10 protein-coding genes and 1 pseudogene are annotated in these 13,057 nt (G+C 35.1%); 2 read left to right on the top strand and 9 right to left on the bottom strand.

All coding sequences use genetic code 11. From position 1 onward, the window contains the following. Positions 1-282: 282 nt before the first annotated feature. Entirely contained in the window at positions 283-660 is a 378-nt protein-coding gene (locus tag I4N53_RS08225; RefSeq protein WP_013150895.1) for a desulfoferrodoxin, read from the top strand. 75 nt (positions 661-735) lie between these two features. Here the strand turns inward: I4N53_RS08225 and I4N53_RS08220 are convergent, their stop codons facing one another. From I4N53_RS08220 to gpmA, 8 genes and pseudogenes are all read right to left on the bottom strand, one after another. Next, positions 736-1,152, bottom strand: coding sequence for an FMN-binding protein (locus I4N53_RS08220; protein WP_013150896.1), 417 nt, complete (start codon positions 1,150-1,152; stop codon positions 736-738). A 139-nt stretch (positions 1,153-1,291) separates the two neighbouring features. Then, positions 1,292-2,218, bottom strand: a complete 927-nt coding sequence (locus tag I4N53_RS08215; RefSeq protein WP_013150897.1) for a prenyltransferase — start codon at positions 2,216-2,218, stop codon at positions 1,292-1,294. A gap of 21 nt (positions 2,219-2,239) precedes the next feature. After that, positions 2,240-3,277: an FAD:protein FMN transferase gene (locus tag I4N53_RS08210; RefSeq protein WP_214496019.1), complete on the bottom strand. Its 1,038-nt coding sequence runs from the start codon at positions 3,275-3,277 to the stop codon at positions 2,240-2,242. A 37-nt stretch (positions 3,278-3,314) separates the two neighbouring features. Then, on the bottom strand, positions 3,315-4,283 hold the full coding sequence (locus tag I4N53_RS08205) for a polyprenyl synthetase family protein (protein WP_028992229.1): 969 nt from the start codon (positions 4,281-4,283) through the stop codon (positions 3,315-3,317). 13 nt (positions 4,284-4,296) lie between these two features. Then, a complete protein-coding gene (locus tag I4N53_RS08200) occupies positions 4,297-4,851 on the bottom strand; it encodes a Gx transporter family protein (protein WP_012268939.1) in 555 nt (184 codons plus the stop codon). Then, complete coding sequence (locus I4N53_RS08195) at positions 4,823-5,203, bottom strand: NusG domain II-containing protein (protein WP_214496018.1); 381 nt, start codon at positions 5,201-5,203, stop codon at positions 4,823-4,825. The genes I4N53_RS08200 and I4N53_RS08195 overlap by 29 nt, the downstream gene beginning before the upstream one ends. Before the next feature lie 24 nt (positions 5,204-5,227). Next, a complete protein-coding gene (locus I4N53_RS08190) occupies positions 5,228-7,018 on the bottom strand; it encodes an FAD-dependent oxidoreductase (protein ID WP_214496017.1) in 1,791 nt (596 codons plus the stop codon). Between the two features lie 354 nt (positions 7,019-7,372). Then, positions 7,373-8,121, bottom strand: a pseudogene (gene gpmA, locus I4N53_RS08185) (2,3-diphosphoglycerate-dependent phosphoglycerate mutase). A gap of 313 nt (positions 8,122-8,434) precedes the next feature. Here gpmA and I4N53_RS08180 point away from each other — a divergent pair. Beyond that, complete coding sequence (locus tag I4N53_RS08180) at positions 8,435-10,000, top strand: ClC family H(+)/Cl(-) exchange transporter (protein ID WP_214496016.1); 1,566 nt, start codon at positions 8,435-8,437, stop codon at positions 9,998-10,000. Positions 10,001-10,254: 254 nt separating this feature from the next. Here the strand turns inward: I4N53_RS08180 and I4N53_RS08175 are convergent, their stop codons facing one another. Further along, complete coding sequence (locus I4N53_RS08175) at positions 10,255-12,975, bottom strand: calcium-transporting P-type ATPase, PMR1-type (protein WP_013150905.1); 2,721 nt, start codon at positions 12,973-12,975, stop codon at positions 10,255-10,257. Positions 12,976-13,057: the final 82 nt, after the last annotated feature.

Genomic DNA, 13,057 nt, shown 5'->3' with positions numbered 1-13,057 from the left:
TATTTGGCTTTCAACGGTTATAGTTTTACTATAGTCGCCTTTTTCACCATGTTAAGAGATTTTGTAAGTACCTTATATTATCATACTTTTATAAAAATTAACAAATACATTCTTTATTTTTCCGATATTGCTATTTAATAAAAAATTTCTTTTCCCTCTTGAAATCCAAAAAATTTTAATGTATTATAAATATAAAGGATAATATATTTCCATTGAAATATATTATCTAAAGCAAATTAATTCTAATTGCACAGTTTTACATAATTTAAAGGAGGAATCAAAATGGCTGACTTATATGGTGTTTACAAATGCGAAAAGTGTGGAAATATTGTAGAAGTGCTTCATGAAGGAGCTGGTACCTTAGTGTGTTGTGGTGAACCAATGGTTAAAATGCAAGAAAAAACAGGAGATGCAGGCACAGAAAAGCACACACCGGTAATTGAAAGAAATGGGAATCTCGTAACGGTTAAGGTAGGAAGTGTACCACACCCAATGGAAGAAAAACACTGGATTGAATGGATTTCTCTCTTAGCTGGTGGCACATACATGAGAAAAGTGCTAAAACCAGGTGAAAAGCCAGAAGCAGTTTTTGTGACAGATGCAAAAGACTTAAAAGCATGGTCCTATTGCAATTTGCACGGCTTATGGAAATCTGAGTAAAAATAAGGGCGAAAAGCCCTTATTTTTACTCTCTAACTTATACCTTTTCTAACTCTTTTCCATTTCTCCATTAAATTATTTTGCGTTTTTCAAAGCCTCTGTAGCTAACTCTTTGAAAGTTTGTGATGTGTGTGTAGCTCCTGTAACTGTATCTACTTTAGTAGGGTCTTGCTTTTCTACTAGTTGCTGTTCCAACTTTTCATATGCCTCTTTAGGCGTGATATTAACCTTTGCCTTCATATTTTCAGCATATTGTTGATCATCTCTCTTTAATTGACCATCTTTGTTAACTTCATTGTAAGTTACAGAGGCTATCTTGCCATCCTTTACAGTTACTTCTATTTGTCCTTTCCAACCATGTTCGTCAAAATCGGGTTGTTCTGCTGTGTAAGTACCATCTTTGTAACCACCACTTGCTGTTTTTGAAGAACAGCCGCTCATAACAAACAATACCAACAATCCTACTAGCGCAACAGTCAAAATTCTTTTCATAAAATTTACACCTCTCCTTACATATAAATTTTATAGCCTACGAATATTATAACATCCCGTTAAAATAATATCAATTACAAACAAAAAACTTATGTTCATTTTGGTAAAACTTTTAAATTCTCCTTCTTAATTTTATATATTACAATTTTAAGAGCGCAGCTATAATCATTGAAAATCCTGTTATTTGATATATCTTCACAGTATTAGCATTCGCTTTTATTAATCTAGGTATATTGTCATAATACTTGCGAGCAATTTTTACAGATTGTACTGCTAAAGGTAGCGTTACAAAAGATAATAACCATAGAATATTTTTAGTAACAATAGCTATTACAATAAAAGACAAGTATGCTGCCCCATAAAGCGCTGCATATACAATTACACCTTTCTCTTTTCCAATTCGTACCAATAAATTATATTTATGACCCTTAAGGTCTGCCTCATAATCAGGATACTGATTTATCCAGAGGACATTAGTTATCAAAAATCCTATCGGTAATGAAAGTAATAAAATATCTCGACTTATGTGATGAGTCAAAACCAAGTACATACCTGTCATTATTAAAGGTCCAAAAGTTACTCCAACTGCTATTTCTCCAAGACCTATATAACTAAATTTAAAAGGAGGTAAACTATAAAAAATTGATATTAAAATTCCTAATAAGCCAATTATTAATACTAAAGGTTCTCGAAAAATCACAATAATTAAACCTATTAAGCAAGCACCAAGCATAGTTAAAACTGCGATAATTATTGTCTCTTTAACTGTAAGTTTACCTTCAACAATTGTCTTTTTTCCCCCACTAAAAGGAGTCCTTTTATCAGGAGTCACAAATGTATCTACTCCCGATTTATAATCAATAAATTCATTAACAGCATTTTTTCCGATTTCAATAAGGTAAATACCTATTACAGATATAAAAAACCATAAAAAATCAAATTTACCCGTTTTTCTATAAGCATAAGATGCTGCAACAAACATAGGAACCGTAGAAGCTACCCATATCTTAGGGTCTGCTAATTGCCAAAATCCCCTCCAAATCCTCCAAAATTCTGATTTGTTCATCATGTTTCCCTCCTGCAGAAATTATTTAGTCATTAAAACGTACTCAGGATCAGTGATTTTAAAGTTGCTTTTCAGGCCAGAGGTTATATATACTTTTTTATCATCTGTAACAAATACAGCTTGTACTTCCGGTAAACTTTCTGCCAGTTTCAAACCTTCTTCTAACCCCATGACAAAAATTTTTGAAAGAGCATCACCAGCAATAGAAGTCTCAGCTATTATTGTCACACTGTACAAGTGACTGTCTGCAGGATAACCTGTAAAAGGATTCAGTATGTGATGATATAACTTCCCATCTTTTTCAAAATACCTTTCATATACCCCCGAAGTAACAACTGCTTTATTTGAAACCTCTATTATGCCCAAATATTCGCCCCTTGGTTTAAAAGGCGTTTGAATACCTATGCGCCAGTTACCGCCAGCAGGTTTTGTTCCTATTGCAATGACATCCCCACCCAAATTAATTATGGCGTGTTTTACACCTTCTTTTTTCAAAACTTGTGCTACTTTATCTGCCGCATATCCTTTGGCAATACCTCCTAAATCTATACTCATACCCTTATTTTTCAGCATAATAGTCCTATTCTTTTCGTCCAATATTATATCCTTATAATTTACAAGAGGAAGTTTTTCTTTTATTTCTTCAGGGGAAGGTATTCTGGCCTTATCAGTTCCTATATTCCAAAGTTTTACTATAGGTCCTACTGTAATATCAAAATACCCCTTTTCAACATCAGAAAAATGTACTGCTTGCTGTATTACATAAAAGGTATCGGCCGAAACCTTAACAGGTCTAATACCTGCATTCTCATTAATTTGACTTATTTCACTATCCTTTATGGTAACACTCATCTTTTCTTCTACATCTTTTATAGCTTTAAATCCCTCATCTAAAACTTTTTTTGGCACATTATCGTATATGCTTATTGTACAATAGGTATCTAAAGCAAATTGTGTATCAGATATAGGTTGTGAATTTTTATTTGAACACCCAGAAAATACACCAGCAACAGTAAAAATTAAAAGAAAAATTGCAACAAAAGTTATTAATTTTTTCATCCAATAATCTCCTCCAAAAAGATGTTACATCTTTTAATTAATAATTCCTATATAAAAGTTTACCAGTAACTTCTATTAAAACTTGTTTAGGTGGAGAGTCTTTCAACATAGAGATTTTATCAAAAGCCTTTTCAGTATATTTTTGTGCCAGCATTTTTGACTTATCTATCCCGCCATTTTGCTGAACAAATTCAATTATTTGTTGGATGTCATCATCAGAATAACTTTCTTTTTTAAGTAATTCTAATATTTTTTTATCTTTATTCTTATCCAGCGAATAGATTAAAGGCAGAGTAAAAACCCCTTCTTTTATATCATTGCCCAGAGATTTTCCAACTACAGCCTCTTGACCAGTGTAATCTAAAATATCGTCTATAATTTGAAAAGCCATGCCAATATTGTAGCCTATACTTCCCAATGCTTTAGCCAAGCTTTCGTCACACTTGCTTTCATAAGCCCCAACATAAAAGCTTAAAGCAAAAAGAGCAGCAGTTTTCGCAGCTATTCGCCTCAAATAATCATTTATCGTAATGTAGATATTGTGACGACTCTCAAATTGTCCAATTTCACCTTTGCATATCTTTGAGACCACTTTTGACACTTTTTTTAGATTACTAACAGTAATATTATCTGATAACAACAAAAAACTCTCAGAAAAAAGGAAATCTCCTATAAATACAGCATAATCTTTTCCATATTCTGCTTGGATAGTGGGCTTGCTTCGCCTTATCAAAGCATTATCAATTATATCATCATGTACCAAAGTCGCCATGTGGAGCATTTCTATAGCAGCTGCTAAAGGCAATATTTTCTCTCTATCGTATTCTCCGAATTTCCCGGCTAAAATTACAAAAGCGGGTCTGAGCATTTTACCACTATTGTAGATCATATCTAACAATATATTTCTGATTGATTTGTTAGAGTTTTTAATACGCTTTTCCATTATTTTTATAACTTCAGTAAGCTCACTTTTTATCTCTAAATTTTTATCCCAAAATTTATCCATCTAACCACCTTGATCAATGTAAATTTAAATTTTTTAATTTTCTCCAATGTTTTAAAACAAATTTCGCAGTAAGTCCCACAAAAACGCCAGTTCCTATTCCAGCTATCATCAAAATAGGTAAATACACCATTATATTAATATTTTGCACTACAAGAGAGGCTACCAACATTTGCCCAATGTTGTGAAATACAGCACCTATAACACTTACACCAACTTCACTTATGTTTTCTTTACCTATACTCTTGGCAAAATACATAGCAAAAAGGCTTAATACTCCCCCTCCTATGCTATAAAAAAAAGTAGAAGGTAAAGAAGCAAAAAGAGTTGCTAACAATATTCTCACAAATAGCACAATAAACGTATCAAAGAATCCAAACAAATACAAAGATATGACCGTAATTATATTAGCAAGTCCTAATTTAGCACCGGGAGCAACAAAAGGAACAGGTAGCATTCCTTCTATAATATATAAGATTAGAGAATTAGTAGCAAGTATTGCGAGAAAAACCATTCTATGAGTCTTCGACATAGTTGTAGACTCAATAGACAACTTGGTCGACTTCGGCATTTTTAACACCTCGTATCTCTACAACCATTCTAAATGGCAAACATACTATACTTTGCCCCGGTTTATCAATAAATCCTTCTTTTATACAAATTTTGTCTGGACATTCAGCATAAATAACCTGTATCCCACCATTTTTAACCAACAATACATTTTTTCCATACTTTGTAACTATAGGTATCTCTTCTCGATAATTTACATCCTCCAATGATACCTCTTTATATATCTTTCCGTCTACCATTATTACCGCATATTTGTGGTGATAATGTTGGGTTGTTGATATTTTATAAAATACCAACAACCCAATAGCTAAAACAACTACAAAAAGCATAATTAAGATATCGCCTTTTTTCACACTAAATAACCCTCTTCCATCCCATCAACTGATATAAAGATACATTTTTCGTGCAAAATAAGTCTTTTTCCACCAATTCTTTATCCAAGGTATCACGTAATAATCTAGTCCAAAAGCTCTTCCTGCCCCTCCCATTAAAGCTATAGCTGCAAATATATACCATAATATAGACTTATCTGCCATCGCAGACAGTATAAAATTAAGTGCTAAGAATATAGAACCAGCTGATGCGAGAAAAGTAAACAAACCTGCTATTAATGCCAAGCCTATTGCTACTTCTGCAAGCACTACCATTGCTTGGAATAAGAAGGCATGAGGCACCACAAAAGTATCCATAAACCATTTGTAAAAAGCTGGAGGTTCTTTTAACAAAGGTTGCAAGGTCTGAACAGGAGTAGCAGTAGTAGTAGCATTAGCAGTGGCACCAGATACATCAGAAGTAGTTATAATAAATATCTTCGAAGGATCAAGCCATCCTTGCTGTATTTTGTTTATCCCTTCTATGAGCCACAAAGCTCCCACATATATCCTTAAAAGGACAAGCCAAAATACAGGAATATGGGCAGCAATATGCCCTCCCAATATTGAACGATTGTTTTTAATTTCAAAGAACTCATGATAAATGTATGATAGCACTGCATTAAAACCTGCTACACCAAAAAGATAATGGATATTTACAAGGTGTTTCATTGCCATAGCTAAAAAACCTGTCAAAGACACACCCATAATTTCAGCCACTGCATACCTGCTTCCTATAGAAACCATAAAACCATGATATTTTGGCTTAAAAGGTTGTTTCTCTCCTCCTTTTATATCAGCTACTATATTGTATACTACAGTTTCGGCAGACTGCAAGGCAGTCTCTACAACTTGTGGAATAGGTTTACCATCTATCTCATAATAAGCCAGATCTCCAATCACATAAATGTTTTCTTTGTTTACTGCTTGCATGTATTCATTTGTCTGAATTCTAGATCTTCTACCTAGCTCTAAACCAAAATTCTCAGCACATTTATTTCCCTGAACTCCACAAGTCCAGATAAGAGTCTTTGTTTCGATTTTTCTGCCGTCTTTTAAAACTATATAATCTTTTGCTACTTCCACTATAGGAGCATTTGTTAAAACTTCTACACCTTTTTTAGCCAAAAATCTGGTAGCTTTTTTAGCTAATTTCGCATTTAAATTAGGAAGTATGGTATTCAAGGCTTCTACTACCATAATTTTAACATCCTTGTAATCCAGATGATATTTATCGCACAAACTTTTCGCCCATTCCATCAATTCACCTGCAGTTTCAATTCCCGTAAACCCTGCGCCAGCTACTACAAACGTAAGCATTTTTCTTTTCTTTCCTGGATTACTTTCAACGCTGGCTTTTCTAAACATCTCCTCAATATGTTCTTTTGTCTTAATAGCGGCTTCTAACGTCCCTACTGTAAATCCATACTCAAATACACCAGGTACGCCAAAATCACATGGCTCACTTCCAATTCCTAAAATCAAATAATCATAGTGATATTCCCCATCTTTTCCAATTACTCTGTTTGTTTCATAATCAATCTTTTCCACTTCATCTATTATCACTTTTACCTTTTTATTTGCAAAAATTTTGTGTAAATACACGCGGACACTATCAGGTTCTATCCTGGAGCCGGCTACTTCATGTAAATCTGTTAACAATGTATGATAAGGTTTTTTGTCAATAAGAATTATTTCTATATTGCTGTCATTTTTAAATTTTTTGTGTAGTAATTTAGCGGCATGTACACCCCCATACCCGGCCCCAACAATGACAATTCTTTTATGCTCACTCATACAAAACACCTCTCGTTTGATACAATTATAACAACATTCTTTCTATAATATTTTACTAAACAAATTGTAGTTTGTCTATAGTTTGACAACGAAAACATTATCTTAATGTTCTTTTAAAAAATTTTAAAGGGATATACTTTATAAAAGTATACCCTCATATGGTATAGTATCTTTCTGCACTCTTACCACTATCAACTCTTAAAACATCTTTTTCAAAAAATGCTTAATTTTAAACCACTATTAAAGTAATTTATTACTCATCTTGATCAAGTAGAACAGCCAATACAAAAGTGCTTCGCGGCAATTCTACAACAAGCATAAAGATAAGCTGCAAGTTACTTCCTTATCAATATTTTAAGAATTCCCTTGAACCTTTCCTTGTTTAGCTACCAATTCTTTCTTCTCTTTTACCTTCTCTTCATCGGCAAGATAATAATGCTTTATAGGCTTTAAATCACCATCAAGCTCATAAACTAGTGGAATCCCTGTAGGAATGTTTAGCTCCATTATCTCTTCATTTGAAAGATTGTCAAGGTATTTTACAAGCCCTCTCAAACTATTTCCATGAGCAACTATTAGTACTTTTTTACCTGATTTTATAGTCGGTGCAATTGTGGACTCCCAATAGGAAGTAACTCTGTTAATTGTATCAATCAAATTTTCAGTAAGGGGAATTTCTTCTTCAGAAAGGTCAGCATGTCAAAACCGGGATACCTCGGGTCATCTTTTTCTAAGGCGGGAGGCCTTACATCAGCAGACCTTCTCCATATTTTTACCTGCTCTTCTCCGTATTTTTTGGCAGTTTCAGCTTTATTGAGCCCTTGCAGTGCTCCATAATGCCTTTCATTGAGCCTCCATGATTTATAAACCGGTATCCACATCAAATCTAATTCGTCAAGAACAATCCATAAAGTTCTTATAGCTCTTTTTAAAACCGAAGTAAAAGCGCAGTCAAAAATATATCCTTCTGCCTTTAAAGTCTTGCCGCTTTCCCGAGCTTCTTCAATTCCCTTTGGAGATAAATCAACATCCGTCCAGCCAGTAAACCTGTTTTCCATATTCCACAGGCTTTCTCCGTGTCTTAGCAAAACAACTTTATACATATTTTATCCCCACCTTTCATATTTACAAACATTTTCTGTCTTTTCCCACTCTATCCTGTTTTCTTAATTATATCTCAATTATCAAGTAATTACAACGAAATAATAATTATTCTTATTTAAGATTTATATGTATCCGCTAATCTATCTTTAAAAAGTAATAGTTATTTACATAATTTTCTTACAAGATAATAGGTATTGCCAGATTATTTTAGTTTGACAATTAAACCTAGCAATTAAAAGCTTGATCTTGTAGTATAATGATAATATGAGGAAAATAAATATTCATTCATTTTATGCTTTGGGAGGGATTTTATTGAATAAAGGTAAAAGTATAACATTAAATACCTTAATACATTGGGAAGAATTTCGTAAGCGCATTATAGTTGAAGGCATTATAACAGGTTTTCTTGTGGGATTGATTATTGCTATTTTAAGATATATTCTTGAAAAAACAAATATTCTTGTAATAACTGTATACAAAATTCTTCATACAAATCCTTACTTATTAACTGCTTGGATAATTTTCCTTTCTCTAATAGGCTTATTATTGGGGATAATAGTGAAAAAAGAACCTATGATAAGCGGTAGCGGTATACCTCAAGTTGAAGGCATGATTATCGGTTATATAAAAGTTAATTGGTTACGAGTTTTACTGTTAAAGCTCATAGGTACTATTTTAGCGATAGGTGCAGGACTTTCTTTAGGACGCGAAGGTCCATGTGTACAAATTGGTTCTTCAATTGGTCAGGGAATAAGTAGGTTATTTGGTAGATTTAGAGTTGAAGAAAAATACCTTATTACATGCGGTGCTAGTGCAGGGCTTGCAGCAGCTTTTAACGCACCACTTGCAGGAGTCATTTTTGCATTAGAAGAACTTCATAAAAATTTCTCCCCATTAGTACTTATATCTGCTATGGTTTCATCACTTACATCAACTTTTGTAGCTGGTAAGTTGTTAGGTATTAAACCTATTTTTAATTTCAAAAATCTTGCTGTAATGCCGCTTAATAATTATCTTTATCTTATTCTACTTGGAATCATTATTGGTTTATGTGGAATCGTATTTAATAAAACTCTCTCAAAAACTCAAGATATATACAACATGTTAAAAATAAAATCATATATGAAACCAATACTACCTCTTGTTATATCTGTTGCAGTTGGGCTATGGGTACCTATGGCAATTGGCGGCGGTGAAGGTCTTGTCGATACATTAAGTAAAAATAGTTTTAGCTTAAAATTTCTAATTTTGCTATTGATTGTTAAGTTTTTATTCACTATGGTAAGCTACGGTTCAGGTGTACCAGGAGGTATTTTTATGCCCCTCCTTATAATAGGTTCTTTGATTGGCAATATATACGGAACTGTAATAATTAATATAATGCATTTAAACCCCATTTACATCAAAGATTTTATCGTATTTGCTATGGCAGGATATTTTGCTGCAATAGTCAGAGCGCCCATAACAGGGAGTTTGCTGGTAACAGAAATGACCGGTTCATTCAGCCATTTGTTGGCCTTAAGCACTGTTTCTATAACAGCATACCTTTCATCAGATTTGTTCTCAAATATGCCGATTTACGAATCTCTGTTAGAACGTCTGCCAATAAAGAAAAAGCAAAAATCTATTACCGCCAATAAAAAAAGAAAGACGATCTTCGAAATGCCTGTTTGTGTAGGCTCAAGTTTAGATGGCAAAAAATTAAAGAATATTAGTTTGCCCCAAAATTGCTTACTTGTTGGTATAAAGAGGGGAACATACGAGTTAATCCCAAAGGGAAATACGAAAATTCTAGCCGGCGATTATCTGATAGTCCTTGCAGATGAAGATAAGGCTACGGAAATTAGAGAAATTTTGTTGAATATGACTCAAAGGTAAACAATAACTACTATTCCTTCAGGAAGTATAACAAATTCTGGAAATAATTTTAATTTAATTAAAGAATATTTAAGTATTCAAAAATTCATGATCTAAAATTTGGTATCAACTCATATGAATTTCAAATGTAGAAAAAGGGAATTATTATTCACAGTACTATAAAGATTAAAAGAGTATTAATAAAGGAACACGGACATTTTCCGTGCTCCTGAGACATAATGGTAGAAAACATGCGGTCTAAAATGCGATTAGGTTTACGAATTTGACAATGACCTTCTAGAAGACAAGAATATTTTGCTTATCTCCGCAGCGGCGAAGGGTATCAAACCGAATATGATGACAATATCCATTTCGTAGAATGATAGGTACGTCGTGTCAAAGATAGTTCTCAAGAACGGTACGTAGATTACAGCCATCAGTAGGATTAGTGAAATAAATGTTCCCCACAGCATAAAGCGGTTGGTAAAAAATCCAATTTTGAATACTGAATGAGTCTCAGAACGTGCCGAGAAAGCCCGCAAGATTTCGCTAAAAATTAGCGTAGCAAAGGCAAAAGTCCTTGCCTTTTCGATACTGTCGGTATATTTTAATGTAAAAACGAATATTCCAAGTACAGAAATAGTCATAAAAATGCTTTGTATCGCAATTTGCCGCCTCATACGAGTATCTATTATAGGTTCTTCTGGTTTCCTGGGAGGCTGTTGCATTATATCCGGTTCCTTCTTTTCCATACCTAGAGCCAGAGCCGGAAATGCATCTGTGAGCACGTTTATCCACAAAAGCTGAATGGGCTTAAGCGGTATAGGCAATCCCACCAGCATAGAGATAAAGATAATGAGGATTTCCGCAATATTGCAAGAAAGCAGAAAGAATATAAATTTACGGATGTTGGAATAAATAACCCTACCCTCCTCCACTGCAGAAACTATACTAGCGAAATTATCGTCCACCAGAATCATATCAGCGGTTTCTTTGGCAACATCAGTACCAGTAATCCCCATTGCCACACCTATATCAGCTTTTTTCAAAGCTGGAGCATCATTGACACCATCTCCTGTCATAGCTACGACATGACCGTTATTTTTTATGGCTTCCACAATTCTGAGTTTATGGACTGGCGATACTCTCGCATAAACTGATACCTCCCTGGACTTTTGGAACAGCTCTTCATCGTTTATGGAGTCAAGTTCACTACCTGTCAGTACACCCGCCTCGTTCTCAATTAGGCCTAGATCCTTTGCTATAGCAACCGCGGTGTCTCTGTGATCGCCGGTAATCATTATAGGACGTATACCTGCCATTTTACATGTTTTTATTGCTTCTACGGCCTCAGGTCGAGGAGGATCGATCATGCCTATCAAACCAACGAATACAAAATCTTTTTCAACATCTTCCGCCTTTAGTTCCTGTGGCAAATCATCCAGAGGCCTGTAAGCCAAAGCAAGCACCCTGAGAGCCTGAGACGCCATGGCTTTATTGGCCGCAATTATAGCTTCTATATCCTCCTGTGTTAGAGGTACCTCCTGACCAGCTTTGTAAATATAACTTGAAAGACTTAAGAGGACATCCGGTGCCCCTTTTGTATATGCTATGTATTTTCCGTAAAAAGGATGAATTGTCGTCATAAGCTTTCTATCAGAATCAAAAGGAATCTCGTTAAGTCGAGGTTGTACCTTCTCCAGGTCTTCCACGAAAATTCCAGCTTTAGCAGCAGCAACGACAAGAGCTCCCTCAGTTGGATCACCAAGAATTCTCCAGGATTTTTGACCTCCGTGTTCGGTTCCGCTTTCTTCCAGCCTAGAATCGTTACACAGAGCTCCAATTTTTAAGAGCAGTTCTAAACATGTATCAGATCTTGGATCGATTTTGGTACCGTCCAGGTAAAATTCTCCGTAAGGCTTGTAGCCTTCACCGCTAATAGAAAAAAATTGGCCATTCGTAAAAATTTTTGTTGCAGTCATCTGGTTCTGGGTGAGAGTACCCGTTTTGTCAGAACATATAACAGTAGTACTCCCAAGAGTTTCCACAGCGTGTAGTTTTTTTACGAGTGCATTCCGTTTTACCATACGCTGCATGCCGAGGGCTAAGACTATTGTTACTATTGCAGGAAGACCTTCGGGTATAGCTGCTACCGCAAGGCTGACGGCAGTCATAAACATCTCTAAAAATTGGATGCCTCTCAAAAGCCCCAATAAAAAGACAACGCCACATATTACAAGGCTAGCAGTTCCGAGGATTTTACCTGTTTCTTCTAGTTTTTTCTGAAGAGGTGTGACTTCATCCTGGTAAGACTCGAGCATTTCAGCTATCATACCTATTTCAGTCTTCATACCCGTCGATACCACTATACCTTTGCCCCTGCCATAAGTAACGACGGTGCCCATAAAAGCAGAATTGGTCCTGTCTCCAAGTGGCATCTCTTCGTTGAAGACTATATCGGCGTTTTTTTCAACAGGCACCGATTCACCCGTCAGCGCTGACTCGTCGATTTTCAGATTTACACTTTCCACCAATCGCAAATCTGCTGGCACGTAGTTTCCAGCTTCCAGCAAAACTATGTCCCCTGGAACCAGTTCACGAGCAGGGATAACCTGGACCGTGCCATCTCTTATAACCCGCGCCTCAGGAGCTGCCATCTTCTTTAAAGCATCTAGGGCTTTATTCGCCCTATATTCCTGTATTACACCTAGTATCGCATTTAAAATAACTATCATTATAATTACAGCCGAATCGATTACTTCGCCCACCAGCATAGATACCAAACTAGCAATGATAAGTATAATTACTAGGAAATCCTTGAATTGACTCAAAAACATTTCAAACAAAGTCAGCCCTCTTTTGCCCACAAGTTCATTGTAGCCTTGTTCCTTAAGCCTTTGTCGGGCAACATCGGATGAAAGTCCCTTTGACAAATGAGTGCTAAGTAATTCGGCAATATCCGTTGCATGTAGGGTATACCATTTTTTATTCTCCAATAGCGACCCTCCCTTATTATATCTACATTTTAGGTCTTTGCAGAATCCCAAAATCCTTATGGATTAAGGGATTCTGCTATAT

Origin of the sequence: Thermoanaerobacter sp. CM-CNRG TB177, assembly GCF_018588165.1 — a bacterium.
Classification (GTDB): domain Bacteria; phylum Bacillota; class Thermoanaerobacteria; order Thermoanaerobacterales; family Thermoanaerobacteraceae; genus Thermoanaerobacter; species Thermoanaerobacter thermocopriae.
Note: the sequence above shows the minus strand (reverse complement) of the source record. Positions and strands in the feature narration are given on the sequence as shown.